The sequence below is a fragment of the Streptomyces sp. ATCC 21386 genome (assembly GCF_018728545.1).
Taxonomy (GTDB): Bacteria; Actinomycetota; Actinomycetes; order Streptomycetales; family Streptomycetaceae; genus Streptomyces.
Map to the genome: position 1 here is coordinate 3,987,699 of NZ_JAAVVL010000001.1, position 17,000 is coordinate 4,004,698.

The following is a 17,000-nucleotide window of genomic DNA, read 5'->3' on the forward strand; positions in this document are numbered from 1 at the left end:
CGGTGGTGCGCGGGACGGTGCCGGACCACTCGGTGGTGGCCGGGGCGCCCGCGCGGGTCGTGCGCCGGTGGGACCCGGTGGCGGGGTGGCAGCCGCCGATCCGGACGCCCGCGCCGGTCCCGATCCCCGACGGGGTCACGCCGGAGCAGTTGCTGGCGCTCGCCGAGTGGGACGCGGAAGGGGCGGGGGAGTCCGCCTAGGAACCGGCGGGCGGCGTACCTCGACCACGCCTCATGGGCCCTGGAGGGGTGCCGCCCTCGCAGTACAGTTCGGTGAACGTCGGGTGCACCCCACCTCGTTCGACGTGTTGGACTCTGTCACCGAGACAACCGAGACAACCGAGACAACTGAACGACTGAGACGACTGAGACTTTGGACGGAATGTGTCGGACCTCGACCTGCTGACCCAGTCCCTGGCGCGGAACGTCAAGCGCTGGCGCACCGAGCGGGGGTTCACGCTGGACACCCTGGCGGCTCGCGCCGGTGTCAGCCGCGGGATGCTCATCCAGATCGAACAGGCCCGCACCAACCCCAGTCTCGGCACCGTCGTCAAGATCGGAGACGCCCTCGGCATCAGCATCACCACCCTGCTCGACTACGCGCAGGGGCCGAAGGTCAGGGTCGTTCCGGCCGAGCAGGTGGTCCGGCTGTGGCACACCGAGGCTGGCAGCTACAGTCGGCTGCTGGCCGGTACGGAGGCACCCGGTCCGCTGGAGATGTGGGACTGGCGGCTGATGCCGGGGGAGGGCAGCCGGTCGGACCCGCATCCCGGGGGCACGGTCGAGATCGCGCACGTCACGGCGGGCGAGCTGACCCTCACCGTGGAGGGGGCCGAGTACCGGGTCCCGGCCGGCGCGAGCGTCACCTTCGAGGCGAATGCGGCCCACGAGTACGCCAATCGGGGCGAGGTGCCGACCGAGATGGTGCTGACGGTCTCGGTGCCCGGCGTGCACTGAGACGCCGGACCAGGGCGTCCACGGCTTTGTTACCGTGCGGCCCATGCGCGCACCCATCGGAGACTTCGACCACGCCACCCCCGCCCCCGACTGCCTGGACGATCTCGTCCGCCCGGTCGCCGACGCCGTACGCGGCTGGTCCGGCAGCGTGCCCGCCGACCGGTTCCTGTACGTCGAGACGGACCCCGAGTGGGCCGACACCGCGGTGTTCGTCCAGCACTACGGGCAGGACCTGCTCGAACGGTCCGCCAACTGCGTGGTCGTCGCGGGCAAGCGGGGCGGCGAGTCGAGCCTGGCCGCCTGTGTCGTGCTCTCCACCACCCGCGTCGACGTCAACGGCGTGGTCCGCCGCCAACTGGGCGCCCGCAAGGCCTCGTTCGCGTCGATGGACACGGCCACCGGGGAGACCGGGATGGAGTACGGCGGCATCACGCCCGTCGGACTGCCGACGTCGTGGCCGGTCCTGGTCGACGCGGCCGTCGTCGACCTGCCGTACGTCCTGGTCGGCAGCGGACGGCGGCGCGGCAAGCTGCTGGTGCCGGGGAAGGCGTTCGCGGAGCTGCCGAACGCGGTGGTGCTGGAGGGGCTGGGCGTCACCGTCTGAACGGCGGCCCCGGTGCGGCCCCCAGCCCGCCGATCCCGTCCGGGCGATCCGTTCCGCCCGGAACGCCGACGTCGAGCCCCGGGCGGCGGCCCGGAACCCGACGAGGTGTGGCTGAGGACGGGCCTCAGGCGGCGGCGCCCGCCTTGCTGGTGAGCTGGGCCAGGACCTCGGTGAGGCCGGTGACGACCTCGGCGTCGTCGGCCGGGTGGGTCTCGGCGAAGCGGACGACCGAGCCGGGGATGGAGAGCTTGGCCTCCTCCAGGACCGTGGCGCCGGCGATGCCGACGGCCTTGCGGGTCTCGTCCTGCGCCCACACGCCGCCGAACTGGCCGAACGCGGTGCCGACCACGGCGACGGGCTTGCCGGTGAGGGCGCCGGCGCCGTACGGGCGGGACAGCCAGTCGATGGCGTTCTTCAGCACGGCGGGGATGGTGCCGTTGTACTCGGGGGAGAAGAGCAGGAAGCCGTCGGCCTGGCCGGCGGCCTCGCGCAGCCGGGCGGCGGCGGCCGGGAGGGCGGCCTCGTTGTCGATGTCCTCGTTGTAGAACGGGACGTCGGCCAGACCCTCGTACAGCTCGATCTCGACGCCCTCGGGGGCGTGCTTCACGGCCGCCTCGGCGAGCTGGCGGTTGTGCGAACCGGCGCGAAGGCTGCCGACGAGCGCGAGGATGCGTACGGACATGAGCTGACTCCTTGCAAGGATGTGCACGTAGGGAACACGTGAGGAAAAGCCGACGGACCGAGGCCCGCGGGAGAAGCTAAACGGACCGGGGTCCGTTGAAATTTGTAGCAGCTATCCGGACCGGGGTCCACTTGTGTGTGGTGAGCGTTACGCTCTTTTCATGAAAGAGTCGCTGCCGCCCTTCCCGGCGCCTCAGGCCCCCGACCCCCTCGACGGACTGCTGGACCTCGCCACCACCGCTCCCGACCAGCCCCGGCTGCGCGCGGACGCGGCCCGCAACCGTACGCGGCTGCTGGAGGTCGCCGCCCGGCTCGCGACAGAGTGCGGAGCCGCCAATCTGACGATGGAGGCCGTGGCGAGCGCCGCCGAGGTGGGCAAGGGCACCGTCTTCCGGCGGTTCGGCGACCGGTTCGGGCTCCTGGTCGCGCTCCTGGACCACCATGAGCGGGAGTTCCAGGCATCCTTCCTGACCGGCCCGCCGCCGCTCGGCCCCGACGCGCCTCCCGTGGAGCGGCTCCGGGCCTTCGGCGCCGCCACCATCCGCCACGAGTACGCCCACCGCGACCTCTACCTCGCCGCCCGTGCGGACGCCACCCGCAGTCACGCCAACCCGGCCGCCCAGCTCCGCCTGAGCCACCTGTGCATGCTGCTGCGCCGCGCCGGCGTCCGGGGCGACATCGAGCTGCTGGCGCAGACCTTGCTGGGCTACCTGGACATCAACCTCGTCGACCACCTGGTGGAGCGGCGCGGGATGTCCCTCGACCGGCTGGAGCTCGGGTGGGGGGACCTGGTCACGCGGCTGGTCGTGACGGCTTAGCGCAGCCCAAGCGACCGCTTGGTAGCTTTGGCGAGGGTGTCGGGGAGGTGCCTCGTACGCCGGGCGGAGCGGGAGGGGCCACATGACCGACACGAACGTGGTGAACGGCGTCGGCGGCGCGGGCGACGTAGGCGGCCCGAGCGGCGGGCGCGCGGGGGCGGACTTCGTCGGTACCGGCTTCTTCTCGTCCGTGGACGACGTCTCCGCACAGCTCGCGGAAGCCGGCTATCTGGCCTCCACCGCCGTCGCCACCACGGTCTTCCTGGCCGACCGGCTCGGCAAGCCACTGCTGGTGGAGGGCCCCGCGGGCGTCGGCAAGACCGAGCTGGCCAAGGCCGTCGCCCAGGTGGGCGCCGCCCGCCTGGTCCGACTCCAGTGCTACGAGGGCATCGACGAGTCCCGCGCCCTGTACGAGTGGAACCACGCCAAGCAGCTGCTGCGCATCACGGCCGGGCGTGACGAGGCCTGGGACGAGACGCGCTCCGACATCTTCAGCGACGAGTTCCTCCTCACCCGCCCCCTGCTGACCGCGATCCGGGGCGACGAGCCGACCGTGCTCCTCATCGACGAGACCGACAAGGCGGACGTCGAGGTCGAGGGGCTGCTGCTGGAAGTGCTGAGCGACTTCCAGGTCACCGTTCCCGAGCTGGGCACGATCGCCGCGACCCGACGCCCCTTCACCGTCCTCACCTCGAACGCCACGCGGGAACTCTCCGAGGCGCTCCGCCGCCGCTGCCTCTTCCTCCATCTCGACTTCCCCGACGCCGAGTTGGAGCAGCGGATCGTACGGCTCAGGGTCCCCGGCCTGGACGCCGCGCTCGCCGAGTCGCTGGTGCGGGTGGTCGGCGCGCTGCGCGAGATGGAGCTGCGCAAGGCACCCTCCGTCGCCGAGACCATCGACTGGGCGCGCACCCTGCTGGCCCTCGGCGCCGACACCCTGGACGAGGCGGTCGTCCGGGACAGTCTCGGCGTGATCCTCAAGCACCAGGACGACATCGAGAAGGCCGCGCGGAAGCTGACGCTGGTATGAGCGGTTCACCCGTCGTCCCGGATTCCTCCGATGCTCCCGCCTCTCCGCTGGCCGAGCGGCTGACCGCGCTGGTCCGGGCGTTGCGAGGCCACGGGATACGGATCGGACCGGGCGAGACCGTGGACGCGGCAGCCGTGCTGGAGGTGCTGGGTCTCGCCGACCGGGAGCGGATCCGGGAGGGGCTGGCGGCGTCCGTATGGGGTTCGGTGGAGGGCTCACGCTCGGCCCGGGAGGGGGCTCCGCGGCCGGGATCGGTTCGGCAGGGTTCACCGAGCGGCTGGACGCCGACGAGGTCCGGCGCCGGATCGAGGACTTCCGCGACCGGGTACGGACCGAGGCGCGGCGGCGGGTCGCCGAGCGCCGGGGCGCGGACATGATCGCCGAGCGGGGTGTCGCGCGGAGCGCCGACCAGGTCGACTTCCTGGTCGCGAACCGTGAGCAACTCGTCGAACTGCGCCGTACCGTCCAGCCGTTGGCCCGTAAGCTCGCGACCCGGCTGGCCGCCAGGCGGCGCCGGGCCGCACGCGGCCAGATCGACATCCGGCGCACGCTCCGGCGCTCGCTGTCCACCGGGGGCGTACCGCTGCGCCCCGCCCATCGACGGCAGCGGCCGGCCCGCCCGGAGATCGTGCTGCTCTGCGACGTCTCCGGGTCGGTCGCCGGGTTCGCCAACTTCACGATGCTCCTGGTGCAGGCGATGCGGGACCAGTTCAGCAAGGTGCGGGTCTACGCCTTCGTCAATCGCGTCGACGAGGTCACCCGCCTCGTCACCACCGGGCAGGCCGACCCGGCCGAACTCGGCCGCCGGATCGCTGCCGAGGCCACCCTCACCGGTTGGCACGGCAGCAGCGACTACGGGGCCGCGCTCGGTGAGTTCGCCGAGCGCCATCTCGACGCAGTGGGCCCCCGTACGTCGGTGATCGTGCTCGGGGACGCCCGCACCAACGGGTTCGACCCCAACGCGCAGGCCCTGCGGCGCATCGCGGCCCGGGCCCGCCGCGTGCACTGGCTGAACCCCGAGACACCGAGCACCTGGGGGGTGGGTGACTCGGCCGCCCCGGTCTACGCCGGGATCGTCGACATGCACACCTGCCGGAACGCGCGGCGGCTCGGGGAACTGGTGACACGGTTGCTGCCGGTGTGAGGGATCACTCCCGGCCGCCGGTGTCGATCACACAGAAGCGGTTGCCCTCGGGGTCGGCGAGGACGACGAAGTCGGCGTCCTCCGGGTAGTCGTCCCAGTCGACGCGGAGCGCGCCCAGACCGAGCAGCCGCTCGACCTCGGCGGCCTGGTCCCGTGCGTCGCCCGCGTAGAGGTCCAGGTGCACCCGGGGCCGATCCTGCACGGGCGTCTCGCTGAGACCCACGGAGATCTGCGCGCCGACGCCCCGCGGATCCACCAGGACCACCCAGTCGTCCTCCGGCTCCTCGCGGGGGACGTACCCGAGGGCTCCCCTCCAGAACGCCGCCGCCCGCCGCACGTCGGAGGCGCCCAGCACCACCGATCCGATTCTCAGCACGGTCCGATTCTCGCCCCTGCGGATCCGCCGCCGTACGGCGATGCTGGAAACAGGCCTCGACCTCAGGAGGTGCGCCCATGTCCCGCACCGTCACCGTGGGCATCGACGGGTCGCGCGAGAGCCTCGCCGCGGCCGAGTGGGCGGCCCGGGAGGCGCGGCTGCGGGCCCTGCCGCTGAGGCTGCTCAATGTCTGGGAGCCGGTTCCCGAGCCGATGGGGCGGGCGCCGGTGCTGGGGGCGGAGGGTGAGCCGGAGCCGGAGGAGGCCCGGGGCCGTGAGGGGGACCACGGCGCGGGGGTGGGGAAGGTCCTGAGGGAGGCGGCCGACGGGATTCGGCAGCGCCACCCCGGTGTGGACGTCGGCGTCGACCAGCTGACGGGGCGGGCGTCCGAGCAACTGGTGAAGGCGGCTCCGGAGGCCGAGCTGGTGGTCCTCGGCTCCCGGGGGCTCAGCGGCATCGCCGGCTTCCTGCTCGGTTCCGTGGGGCTGCACGTGGTCGCGCACACCGAACGGCCCGTCGTCCTCGTGCGGGCCGGGGAGCGGGCGGCGGACGAGCACGCGCCGGGCCCGGCCGGGGCTCCGGTCGCCGCGACGCCGTTCCGGCCCGTCGTGCTCGGCGTGGACCTCGCGCACCCGGACCCCACGCTGATCCGGTTCGCGTGCGAGGCGGCCGCCGCGCGGGGGACCGCGCTGCGCGTCCTGCACGACTGGAGTCCGCCGCCGCGGTCCGGACTGCGGGAGAGGCCGGGCCTGGGCGAGGATCTCGATGCCGACCTGGGCGGTATGGACGCCGCCGGGCTGAGTGCGGCGCTGCGTCCCTGGCGGCTGGAGTATCCGTCCGTCGAGGTGGTGGAGGCGTCGCGGCGCGGGAAGGCCGCCGAGCATCTGCTGGAGGCGTCCCGGGACGCCTCCCTGCTCGTCGTCGGGCGCCGCGTCCGCCGTTCGCCGCTGGGGGCGCACATCGGTCCGGTGACCCATGCGGTGCTGCACCACGCCGGGGTACCGGTGGCGGTCGTTCCGCACAACTGAAGACATCGATCCTCTCAAGAAGCATCGATATCGATCACAAGACGACCAAAGTCAGTCCTAGAATGCCCTCTTGCAGTCGCACGCTACAGACGTGGCATCGCGTTCCGGTCCGTGCGGTTGAAATCGGGGGCCACGGGGGCCACGGGGGCATCGGGGGATTCGGTGGGGGGAAGAGCTGTGCCTGCGGGCTTATTGCGGTTCATCGCGCTGCGGGCGTGGGCGTATCGCGCTCTCCTGGGCGCGGTCCTGATGACCGTGCTGCTGACCACGGCCGTGCTGGCCGCGCTCACCGCCTACTCGGGCGCGATCGGCGACGCGGCGTTGCGGCGGTCGCTCGCGGAGCAGCGCACCGCCGCCGAGGCCGCTCTGGTGCTCAAGGCCGACGTGCCGGCCGACGAGCGGCAGGCGGCCGACGGCGCCGTACGAGCGGCGGCCCGCACCGTCTTCGACGGGCTGCCCGTGCGGGTGCGCACACTGCTGCGGTCCGGGCCGTACGCCCTGCCGGGAAAGCTGCGGCCGCCCGCCGAGCGGGGCGGGAACCCGGACCTCACGTACTTCGCGGCCCTGGACCGCAGCCAGGTGCGGACCGTGGCCGGTCGGCTCCCCCGCGAGACGGACGCCTCCGGGACGATCGAGGTCGCCCTGCCGCAGAGCGCCGCCCGGCGGCTCGGCGTGGCCCCCGGCACCCGGCTGACCGTCGACGACCAACTGGACGGCCCCGCGGTGCCCGTGGTGATCACCGGCGTGTACCGGCCGGCGGACGTCCGGGCCCCCTACTGGCAACTGGACGACCTGGGCGGCCGCGGGGTGAAGGCGTCGAGCTACACGACATACGGCCCCCTGCTCACCGCCGCGGGCGTGCCGACGTCGGGCCGGGTGAGCGTCGGCGCGTCGGGCTGGCTGGTCTCGGCCGACTACTCCTCGCTGACGACGGACCGGATCGGCCCGCTGCGCGAGGCCGCCCGCTCGGGCAACGCGCAGCTGCGCGAACACCCCGCGCTCAGCAGCGCGACGACGGCGGACACCGCGCTGCCCGACGTGCTGGACCGCGTCGAACGCTCCCTGCTCGTCACACGGGCCGGCATGCTGATCGTCGCCGGGCAGCTCGCCCTGCTCGCCGCCTGCGCCCTGTTGCTGGTCGCGCGGCTGCTCGACTCCGACCGCGCGGGCGAGACCCGGTTGCTGCGTGCGCGTGGTGCCACCCGGGCACGGCTGGCGGGCCTCGCCGCGCTGGAGGCCCTGCTGATCGCCGCGCCGGCGGTGGTGCTGGCGCCGTTGCTGTCGGGCCCGTTGACGCGGCTGCTGGCCGCGCAGGGTGCGCTGGGCCGGACCGGGGTGCGCGTCGAGGTGCCGGTCGGGGGCCGACCCGAGGTGTGGGCGGTCGCCGCGGCCGTGGCCGGGCTGTGCGCGCTGGCGGTGGCCGTCCCGGCGTGGCGGGCGACCCTCGCGGGCACCGTCGCGGTGCGGGCGGGAGCGCTGTCCGCACCGCTGCGCGCCGGGGCGGACGTCGGGCTGCTGGCCGTGGCCGGTGTCGCCTTCTGGCTGCTCGGCAGCCAGGACTCCGGTGCCGTCACCGCCGACCGCGACGGGGTTCTCGGCGTCGACCCGCTGCTGGTGGTGGCGCCCGCCCTGGTGCTGTTCGCCGGCACGGTCCTGGTGCTACGGCTGCTGCCCCTGCTGGCGCGGGTCGGCGAGCGGCTGCTGACCCGAGGGCACGGGCTGACCGCGGCCATGGTGGGCTGGCAGTTCAGCCGTCGCCCGATGCGCGGGGCCGGTCCGGTCCTGCTCCTGGTCATCTCCGTGGCGCTGGGCGTGGTGGCGATCGGGCAGCACGCGTCCTGGCTCCGCTCCCAGGCCGACCAGGCCGACTTCCGCGCGGGCGCCGCGGTACGTGTCGTGGCCTCCGGGGGCGGGGTCGTCGGCCGTACGGACGTGTACGCCGACCTCCCGCACGTGGACGCGGTCGCCCCCGCGGCCCGGGGCACGATGTCGCTCTCCGGCAGCCGCAAGGCGACCGTCGTGGCGCTGAACACGACGGAGGCCGCCGGGACCGTGCTGGCGCGGCGCGACCTGTCGGACGGCCCGCTGCTCGCCGGACTCGCGCCACGCGGCGCCCCCTCGGGCATCGCGATACCCGAGGGCACCACCCGGCTCACCCTGACCGCCGCCCTGCACAGCACCGCGCCGGGGACCGAGGCAGACGTCACGCTCACGGTGCGGGACCGCCACGGAACCTCCTACGACCTGCCGTCCGGCCACCTCCCCGCCGACGGCCGTGAGCACCGGCTGACCCCGGACCTCGACGGCGCGCGGGGGCCGCTGGCGCTGATCGCGCTCCGGCTGAGCACCGCGCAGCCGACCGAGCGCGCCGACCGGCACCGCCTGGTCGTCGGCGGGCTCACGGCGACAACGGGCGACGGTGACGTCCGAGAGGTGACCCTGCCGACGAAGTGGACGACGGCCGTCGAGGCCGACTCCGGCGCCGCCCCACCCGAGGACGAGGCCCGGCCGACCCTGCCCCGGCTCACGTCGACCGCACCCCTCACCCTCTCCTACGACACCGGGTACCAGCTGCCCGAACTGATGCCGCCCGCCCTGCCGCTGGAGGTCAGGCTCAAGGTCGTCCAGCCCGCGGCGCCCGAGATCGTCGCGGTCGCCACCGACCGGTTCCTCGTCGCGTCCGGCGCCCGTGAGGGGCAGCGCGTGGAGGTCACGTTCGACGGCCGTTCCGTGCCCGTACGCATCGTCCGCACCGCGAGCGCCCTGCCCACCACGGAAGCCACCACACAGGACGGCGGGGCCCTGTTCGTCGACCTCCGGGCCGTCAACCAGGTGCTGGAGGCCCGTTACGGAACCAGCCTGAAGCCCACCGAGTGGTGGCTGGGCACGGACGCGCCCGGGGCCACCGCGGCGGCCGCGCGCGCCCTGCCCGACGTCGATCCCGAGCAGGTGACGGTGCGCGACGAACTGGCGGCGAAGCTGCGCGACGACCCGTTCGGGGCGGCCCCGGAAGCGGCGCTGATCGCGGCGGCTGTGGTGACGGTCCTCTTCGCCTCCCTCGGCTTCGCGGTGAGCGCGGCAGGGGCCATGCGCTCCCGGGACGGCGAGTTCGCCGTGCTGCGCGCTCTCGGGACACCGCGCCGCCGGCTGGCCCGGCTGGTCGTCGTGGAACACGGCGTCCTGGTGACCCTGGCGCTGCTGGTCGGCACGGCCCTGGGCACGGTGCTGACGCACGCGCTGGTGCCCCTGGTCGTCCTCACCGGACAGGCCACCCGGCCGATCCCGCCCGTGCTGGTGGAACTCCCGCTCCTGCGGCTGACCGCCCTGCTGGCGGCCCTCGCGGCGGGCCCCGCCCTCGTGACCGTGGCCCTCGCCCTCCGGCGGGCGAAACCCGTGACGGCTCTTCGGGACGAGGTGACACAGTGAACGCGCGGCCGGTGCCCCCTCGGGACGGAGACTCGAACGGAGTGCCCGCTGGGGACAGAGACACGCACGCGGTGCCTGCCCGGGACGGTGACCCGAACACCGTGCCCCCACTGGACGGGGACACGAACACGGCGCCCGCTCGGGACGGAGACACGAACACGGTGCCCGCTCGGGACGGAGACACGAACACGGTGCCCGCTCGCGACAGGGAGACCAAGGCCGTGCCACGGACCGTACGGGCCGGACTGCGGACCCGGCTCAGGGCCTTCGCCGGTACCTCCGTGGCCCTCGCGCTCCTGGTCGCCGTGACCGCCGCGCTGGCCGCCGCGTACCCGCGCGCCGTCGACCGGTACGGGGACGCCGGGCTGCGCCGGGCGGTGGAGCAGGCCCTGCCCGACCAGACGACCGTGCAGATCCAGGTCCCGCTGCCCTGGATGGACTCGGTCGCGGAGATAGAGGCCGCCCTGCGCCCCGCACCGCTGACCGAGGCGCGCGCCGAGATTCTCGCCACCGCCGAGGCGCCGCTGGTCCCCGACCGCGCGCAGTCGTCGTACGGCGTGCGCACCACCGTCGGCCTGGAGGCGTCCGACCCCTGGCTCCCCCAGCCCGCCGGTCGGCCCGCCCAGATGGTGCTCGCCGCCCAGCAGGACCTGGGCTCCCACGCCCGGCTCCGCGCCGGCCGGTTGCCGCGCACCACGAGCGCGCCGGTGACCGCGGCGACCGAGCAGGTCGAGGCCGCCGTCACCGTGGAGACCGCCCGCACCCTGCACATCCAGGTGGGCTCGGTGATCCACGTACCGGGCTCGGGCCGCGGCCCGCTGGCCGTCCGGATCACCGGCATCGTCGCCCCCCGCGCCCCCGAGGGCGCCTACTGGTCGGCGCTGCCGGTGCTGCGCACCCCCGCGCTGAGCCGGCGGCCGGACCTCCCGCCGTCGGAGGTCCACTGGCTCGCCGGCCTGCTCCTCGCCCCCGACGCCGGTCCGGCCCTCCTGGGCACCTCCGGGCGGCCTGAGCGGTACTGGCACGTGGCCCCCGAGGTCGCCACCCTGCGCGGCCACGACCTCGACCGGCTGGCGTCCGCCGTGGCCGCCCTGGAATCGGGGCCGGGAGTGCAACGACTGCGGACGGTCGTGGACGACGGCCTGGAGGCCCAGACCAACCTCGACGAGGTCCTCGCGGACCACGCACGGCTCCGCTCGGGGATCGACCCGCTGCTGCTCCTCGCCGCCGTCGGGACCGGCAGCCTCGCCGTGATCGTCCTCGCCATGGCGGGCGGCGTGGCGGCCGATCGCCGGCGCACGGAGCTGGCCCTGTTGCGCGCTCGTGGAGCCTCACTGCCCGGCCTCGCCGCGCGCCTGCTGGCGGAGACGGTGGTGGTCGCGGTGCCCGCCGGCGCCCTGGGGCTCGCTGCCGCACTGTTGGTCCTGCCCGGTGCCCGCACCGCGCCCGCGGTCGTCACCGCCCTCGCCGTCACCCTCTTCGCCTGCCTCGTGCTCCCCGTGCGCGCCGTAGTGGCGCACCGCACGGTACGGACGCACGACGGGCGGGAGGACCTCACCGCCGCCCGCCCCTCACGGCGCCGCACGGTGGCGGAACTGACCGTCCTGGTGATCGCCGTGGGGGCGGTCGCCGCACTGCGCCGCCAGGGATCCGGCAGCACCGGCCTGGTGGCCGCCGCCCCGCTGCTGACGGGCGTCGTCGCGGCTCTGCTGCTGGCACGCCTGCACCCCCTGCCGCTGCGCGCGCTGAGCAGGGCGGCCGCCCGCCTGCGCGGCCTGGTGATCCCGCTGTCGCTGGCCCATGTGGCCCGCGCCCCCGGCTTCGCGGTGCTGCCGCTGCTCGCCCTGCTCAGCGCCCTGACCACGGCCGCGTTCGGCGGCTCGGTCCTGGAGGGCGTCACGGCGGCCCGCGACCAGGCCGCCCTCCACGAGGTGGGTGCGGACGGCCGGATCGAGGCCACCACCGGTGAACTGCCCCGAAGCCTGCCCGACCGCGTCCGCCGACTGCCCGGCGTCCAGGACATGACGCAAGCGCACATCACCTACGACGCGAAGCCCGAACAAGGCAGCCGGCTGATCCCGCTGGCCGCCGTGGACCCCGAGGGCTACGCCCGGCTCTCACAGCGCACGGGCACGGGACCGTTCGACGCGGCCGGCCTCCGGCAGGCGGACGCCGGGACGGCGGGCGGCGCCGACCGGCCCCTGCCCGCGCTGGCCTCACCCCGCGTGGCCGACGAGTACGGCACCGGCCCCTACTCCGTCCAGCTCCCGGACGGCACCTCCGTCACCGTAACGATCACCCAGGTCCGGGAACGCACCCCGGCCGTGTCCGGTGAGGAGTTCCTGATCGTGGACCGAGCGGGCCTTCCCCGCGGCGAGGCGCGTGCGACGACCCTGCTGCTGACCGGTGACGCCCTCGACGGCCGGGCGCTGCGCTCGGCGGCGGACGGCACGGCGGTGACCGTCCGGCTGCGCGCCGAGGAACGCACCCGGCACGTCGACTCACCCCTCCAGTCGGGCGCGGAACGCCTGTACGGCGTCGCGGTCGCCGCGGGCGCCGGGTACGCGATCCTCGCGCTCGTGCTGACCGTGCTGCGCACCGCACCCGAACGCGGCGCTCTGCTCGCCCGGTTGCGCACGATGGGCATGACCCGGGCCCAGGGCCGCCGACTGCTGATCCTCACGGCCCTCCCGCAGGCGTTCCTGGCCGCGGCGGGCGGCGTACTGACCGGCTGGGTCGCCATCCACCTGCTGGCGCCCGGCGTCGACCTCACGGCGATCGCCCTGGCCTCCCCGTCCGCTCCGGAAGGGGCCGTGCTGCGCACCGATCCGCTCTCGCTGGCGGTCCCGGCGCTCGCCGTGCTGCTCCTGGCCGTCGGGGTGCCCGCCGGCCAGGCCTGGTGGACCAGCCGGCGTGGCGCGGTACGCGAACTGAGGCTGGGTGACGTCTAGGGCCCCGCGACCGAGCCCCCTCCGACCGAGCCACCTCCGGCACCGGCCCGAGTCCCTCCGACCGCCCAGGAGCAGCCGATGACCAGCAGCCCGACCTTCCACGAACTCGCCGACCGCGCGCTCGCCGCGCGTGACGCCGCCGCCTACGGCCAGGACGCCCTGATCAGCTGCGACCGCCTGGTGCGCATCTTCACCGCCGACGGCGTGGAGGTGCAGGCCCTGCAGGGCCTCGACCTCCTCGTGCGCGAGGGGGAGCTGCTGGCCCTGGTCGGCGCCTCCGGCAGCGGCAAGTCCACCCTCATGAACATCCTCGCGGGACTGGACAGACCGACCGCCGGCGCGACCCGCGTCGCCGGCCACGACCTGGTCACGATGTCCGCCAGGGAACGGCTCGCCTACCGCCGCAGCACCGTCGGCTTCGTCCGGCAGCAGACCTCCGCCAATCTCCTGCCCTATCTCACCGCCGCGCAGAACGTCGCCCTGCCCCTGCAGCTGGCCCGTGCCCGAGGCGGACGCCGAGCCCGGGCCGAGCGCTCCCTGGAACTCCTCGACCTGCTGGACGTCGTCGAGTGCCGCGACCGTCGGCCGCAGGAGATGTCCGGCGGCCAGCAGCAGCGTGTCGCCCTCGCCGTCGCCCTCGCCAACGATCCCGCGGTCCTGCTCGCGGACGAGCCCACCGGCGAACTGGACTCCCACACCGCCGAACAGGTCTTCGCCGCGTTCCGCACCGCCAACGAGGAGCTGGGGACGACCATCGTGATCGTCACCCACGACCAGTCCGTCGCCGGCGAGGTCCGCCGTACGGTCGCCATCCGGGACGGCCGCACGGCGACGGAGGTCCTGCGCCACAGCGAGGTCGACTCCGCCACAGGGCAGGAGAACCTGGTCGCCCGGGAATACGCCATGCTCGACCGGGCCGGCCGCCTCCAGCTCCCCGCCGAGTACACCCGGGCCCTCGGGATGCGCGACCGCGTCGCCCTGGAACTGGAACCCGACCACATCGCCGTCCGCCCGGACGAGCCCCGCAACGGCCGGGACCCTCGCAGTGGTGGTGACGGCCCAAACGGCAGTGACGGCCGAAACGGCAGTGACGGCCGGGGCTCGGGGGGAGGGCAGCCGGAGGGCTGAGGCGGGACGGGTCAGGACTCGGTGATCTCGCCGTCCTTCAGCTCCAGCACACGATCGGCGAGGTCGAGGAGCGTCGTGTCATGGGTGGCCACGAGCGCCGTGATCCGTTCGCTGCGGACGACCGCGCGCAGCAGTTCCATCACGGAGTGCCCGGTCTCCGCGTCCAGCTGACCGGTCGGCTCGTCGGCGATGAGGATCGAGGGACTGTTGGCCAGGGCGCGGGCGATGGCGACCCGCTGGCGCTGCCCGCCCGACAACTCGCCCGGCCGCTGCGCCGCGTGGTCCGCGAGCCCCACGAGGGACAGCAGCAGTTCGACGCGCTCCCGCCGCTCGCGCGGATCCGCCCCGCGCAACCGCAGGGGCACGCCGACGTTCTCGGCGGCCGTGAGGATCGGGATGAGCCCGAACGACTGGAAGACGAAGCCGATGCGCTCCCGGCGCAGGGCGAGGAGGGCGTCCTCGTCCTGGTCGCCGAGGTGCAGACCGTCGACGGTCACCCGCCCGCTGTCCGGTTCGTCCAGACCGCCGACGATGTTCAGCAGCGTGGTCTTGCCCGAGCCCGACCGCCCCTTCAGGGCGACGAGTTCCCCCTGGGGGACCTCGAAGGAGACGCCGCGCAGCGCGTGCACGGCGCCGGCGCCCCGGCCGTAGGACTTGTGTACATCCGTCACCCGCAGCATGGCCGCGGTCACCGCCTGGCCCATCGTGCCCCCCGTATGCTCCGCCGATTCCGCAGCGCACCAGTGTCGCACCCGGTGCAACGCCCGGCAAAGTCCCCTGTGTTGGGGCGGTACCGCCTCGCGGAGAGGCGCCCGCACGGGGCCGGCGGTGTCAGCCGAGGCGGGGGATCTCGATCGCCGGGCAGCGGTCCATCACCATGTCCAGGCCGGCCTCGCGGGTGCGGCGGTAGGCCTCCTCGTCGATCACGCCCAGCTGGAACCAGACCGCCTGGGCACCGATGCGGGCCGCCTCGTCGGCGACGGGACCGGCGAGGTCGCTGTTGACGAAGACGTCGACGACGTCCACGCGGAAGGGGATCTCGGAGAGGGAGGCGTAACCCTGCTCGCCGTGGACCGGCTCGGCCTTGGGGTGCACCGGGACGACGCGCTTGCCGTAGCGCTGGAGGACCTGTGCGACGCCGTACGCCGCCCGGTCGCGGTTGGTGGACAGGCCGACGACCGCCCAGGTGTCGCCGAGTTCCGTCAGGATCTTGCGGATCGTGGCGGGGTCGCCGTACATGTGCCGTCTCCTCTGTCCGTCCGTACGAGGCGCGCCCGGTGGCGGGGCCCGTCTGCGCCAACAGCGTGCGGTGTCGGGGGATTCCCGGCGCGGGGCCCTCACGGGTGCGTCCGTGAGGGCGTGCACGGCGCGCTCAGGGCGGCCCGTCGACCGGAAGGCCGTCCTCCGCACTGCGTCCGGCCGGTTCCGCGCCTACGCTCACCCCGTGCTGCGTATCACCGACGCCCGGACCGGCGAACCCGCCGAGATCCGCAGGGCGCTCACCCGGGTCCACGCCCATGTGCCGGGGGAGGACACCTCGGCCCTGCGGGTGCTGCTGGTCGCCGACGTCCTCGCCCGTGCCCTGGAACTGGACGGAAGCCCCGTCCTCCTGGTCGCCGACCCGTCCGCCGAACTGCGGCGCCGCGCCGACGACCTCGGCGTCCGGCCGAACGAGACCATCGCGACGAGGGGCGGACAACGGGTGCTGCGCGTGACCGGCCCGGGGGCGTCGGGGCCGGGGCGCGATGACCACGGTGACGGCGCGGGCGACGGTGCCGAGAGCGCCGTCGGCACCGAGCGCGCCGACACCGACGTCACGGTCGAAGTCGCCCCGGTGCGGGGCACCGAGGCGGCGGCGTCGGGCACCGCCCTTCGGCTGGCCCTGCTCACCCACCCCCGCCGGGCGCCCGCGACCCTCGACGCCACCGCGCTCACCGAGGCCGCCGCCACGCTCGACCACTGGCGCACGGCGGTGGCGGCGTGGGCGACGCGACCGTCACGGCCGGTTCCCGAGCCCGTACGGCAGGCCCTGCGCGCCGCATGGGAGGACGACCTGGACGTCCGCGCGGTGCTCGGCGTACTGCGGGACGTGGAGAGCGCCCCGGACGTACCGGACGGGGCGCGGTTCGAGACGTACGCCTACGCGGACCGGCTCCTCGGACTGGAGCTCACTCGTCAGATCGGAGCATCGGCATGAAGGCGCGCGCCGGAGCGGGCCCGCTGCGCAGACTGATCGTCCTGCGGCACGCCAAGTCCGCCTGGCCGGTGGGCGTCCCCGACCACGAGCGGCCCCTGGCACCACGGGGCCGCCGAGACGCCCCCGCCGCCGGGAGGGCCCTCGCCGACGCGGACTGTCTGCCCGACCTGGCGGTGTGCTCCACGGCCGTACGGGCACGGCAGACCTGGGAACTGGCCGCCGCGGAGTGGGGCACGCCACCGCCCGTACGGCACGACGCGCGGGTGTACGCGGCCGAGGTGCCCGAGCTGCTGGAGGTGGTGCGCGAGACCCCGGACCGGGTGCGGACCCTGCTGCTCGTCGGCCACAACCCGGGTCTGGAGGAACTCGTCCTCGACCTGGCAGGCGACGCCCTCGACGACGCGCTGGACGAGGTGCGCACCAAGTTCCCCACCTCGGCCATCGCCTTCCTCTCCTGGCACGGACCGACCTGGTCGGCACTCGCCCCGGGCACGGCCCTGCTGACGGACCTGATCGTGGCCAGGGGCAGAAAGCAGACGGAGGGGGCCAAGGGAACCAAGGGCGCCAAGCGTGCCAAGGAATGAGGATGCGACGGCCGCCCGCACCCAATCCCGCATCCCGGCCAGCACCCCCCGCCGACCCGCTTCGGGCTGCGCATAGG

At 74.5% G+C, this 17,000-nt stretch carries 14 protein-coding genes and 2 pseudogenes; 12 read left to right on the forward strand and 4 right to left on the reverse strand.

Features of this window, described 5'->3' with window-relative positions; translation table 11 throughout:
* The 3 genes and pseudogenes from GWK25_RS17475 to GWK25_RS17485 all read left to right on the forward strand — a co-directional run.
* A pseudogene (locus tag GWK25_RS17475) lies at positions 1 to 200 on the forward strand (acyltransferase); the annotation flags it as partial.
* A 183-nt stretch (positions 201 to 383) separates the two neighbouring features.
* Complete coding sequence (locus GWK25_RS17480) at positions 384 to 956, forward strand: helix-turn-helix domain-containing protein (protein ID WP_215451122.1); 573 nt, start codon at positions 384 to 386, stop codon at positions 954 to 956.
* Positions 957 to 999: 43 nt separating this feature from the next.
* The gene (locus GWK25_RS17485; RefSeq protein WP_215451123.1) at positions 1,000 to 1,560 is read left to right on the forward strand and encodes a YbaK/EbsC family protein; all 561 of its coding nucleotides are present in this window, start codon (positions 1,000 to 1,002) and stop codon (positions 1,558 to 1,560) included.
* A gap of 124 nt (positions 1,561 to 1,684) precedes the next feature.
* Here GWK25_RS17485 and GWK25_RS17490 read toward each other — a convergent pair whose 3' ends face one another.
* The gene (locus GWK25_RS17490) at positions 1,685 to 2,242 is read right to left on the reverse strand and encodes an NAD(P)H-dependent oxidoreductase (protein ID WP_215451124.1); all 558 of its coding nucleotides are present in this window, start codon (positions 2,240 to 2,242) and stop codon (positions 1,685 to 1,687) included.
* Between the two features lie 160 nt (positions 2,243 to 2,402).
* Between GWK25_RS17490 and GWK25_RS17495 the strand changes: the two genes are divergently transcribed.
* From GWK25_RS17495 to GWK25_RS17505, 3 genes and pseudogenes are all read left to right on the forward strand, one after another.
* A complete protein-coding gene (locus tag GWK25_RS17495) occupies positions 2,403 to 3,059 on the forward strand; it encodes a TetR/AcrR family transcriptional regulator (protein WP_215451125.1) in 657 nt (218 codons plus the stop codon).
* Between the two features lie 82 nt (positions 3,060 to 3,141).
* Positions 3,142 to 4,089 carry a MoxR family ATPase gene (locus GWK25_RS17500; RefSeq protein WP_251828898.1) on the forward strand — a complete coding sequence of 316 codons (948 nt, stop codon included), beginning with the start codon at positions 3,142 to 3,144 and terminating at the stop codon, positions 4,087 to 4,089.
* Positions 4,086 to 5,233: pseudogene (locus GWK25_RS17505) on the forward strand (VWA domain-containing protein). The gene GWK25_RS17500 and the pseudogene GWK25_RS17505 overlap by 4 nt, the downstream one beginning before the upstream one ends.
* A gap of 4 nt (positions 5,234 to 5,237) precedes the next feature.
* On the opposite strand, the gene GWK25_RS17510 reads toward GWK25_RS17505, so the two are convergent.
* On the reverse strand, positions 5,238 to 5,609 hold the full coding sequence (locus tag GWK25_RS17510; protein WP_215451126.1) for a VOC family protein: 372 nt from the start codon (positions 5,607 to 5,609) through the stop codon (positions 5,238 to 5,240).
* 77 nt (positions 5,610 to 5,686) lie between these two features.
* Here GWK25_RS17510 and GWK25_RS17515 point away from each other — a divergent pair, with 77 nt between their 5' ends.
* The 4 genes from GWK25_RS17515 to GWK25_RS17530 all read left to right on the forward strand — a co-directional run bounded on the left by GWK25_RS17515 (position 5,687) and on the right by GWK25_RS17530 (position 14,142).
* On the forward strand, positions 5,687 to 6,637 hold the full coding sequence (locus GWK25_RS17515; protein WP_215451127.1) for a universal stress protein: 951 nt from the start codon (positions 5,687 to 5,689) through the stop codon (positions 6,635 to 6,637).
* A gap of 249 nt (positions 6,638 to 6,886) precedes the next feature.
* Positions 6,887 to 10,063: an ABC transporter permease gene (locus tag GWK25_RS17520; RefSeq protein ID WP_215457410.1), complete on the forward strand. Its 3,177-nt coding sequence runs from the start codon at positions 6,887 to 6,889 to the stop codon at positions 10,061 to 10,063.
* Between the two features lie 191 nt (positions 10,064 to 10,254).
* Positions 10,255 to 13,014, forward strand: a complete 2,760-nt coding sequence (locus GWK25_RS17525; protein ID WP_308404253.1) for an ABC transporter permease — start codon at positions 10,255 to 10,257, stop codon at positions 13,012 to 13,014.
* A gap of 78 nt (positions 13,015 to 13,092) precedes the next feature.
* Positions 13,093 to 14,142, forward strand: coding sequence for an ABC transporter ATP-binding protein (locus tag GWK25_RS17530; RefSeq protein WP_215451128.1), 1,050 nt, complete (start codon positions 13,093 to 13,095; stop codon positions 14,140 to 14,142).
* An 11-nt stretch (positions 14,143 to 14,153) separates the two neighbouring features.
* Here GWK25_RS17530 and GWK25_RS17535 read toward each other — a convergent pair whose 3' ends face one another.
* Together GWK25_RS17535 and GWK25_RS17540 are read right to left on the reverse strand one after the other, a co-directional pair.
* Positions 14,154 to 14,846, reverse strand: a complete 693-nt coding sequence (locus tag GWK25_RS17535) for an ABC transporter ATP-binding protein (RefSeq protein WP_215451129.1) — start codon at positions 14,844 to 14,846, stop codon at positions 14,154 to 14,156.
* A gap of 127 nt (positions 14,847 to 14,973) precedes the next feature.
* On the reverse strand, positions 14,974 to 15,381 hold the full coding sequence (locus GWK25_RS17540) for a CoA-binding protein (RefSeq protein WP_215451130.1): 408 nt from the start codon (positions 15,379 to 15,381) through the stop codon (positions 14,974 to 14,976).
* Between the two features lie 205 nt (positions 15,382 to 15,586).
* Between GWK25_RS17540 and GWK25_RS17545 the strand changes: the two genes are divergently transcribed.
* Both GWK25_RS17545 and GWK25_RS17550 read left to right on the forward strand, forming a co-directional pair.
* Positions 15,587 to 16,339: a hypothetical protein gene (locus GWK25_RS17545; protein WP_215451131.1), complete on the forward strand. Its 753-nt coding sequence runs from the start codon at positions 15,587 to 15,589 to the stop codon at positions 16,337 to 16,339.
* Positions 16,336 to 16,923: a histidine phosphatase family protein gene (locus GWK25_RS17550; RefSeq protein ID WP_215451132.1), complete on the forward strand. Its 588-nt coding sequence runs from the start codon at positions 16,336 to 16,338 to the stop codon at positions 16,921 to 16,923. The genes GWK25_RS17545 and GWK25_RS17550 overlap by 4 nt, the downstream gene beginning before the upstream one ends.
* The last annotated feature ends 77 nt before the right edge of the window (positions 16,924 to 17,000 follow it).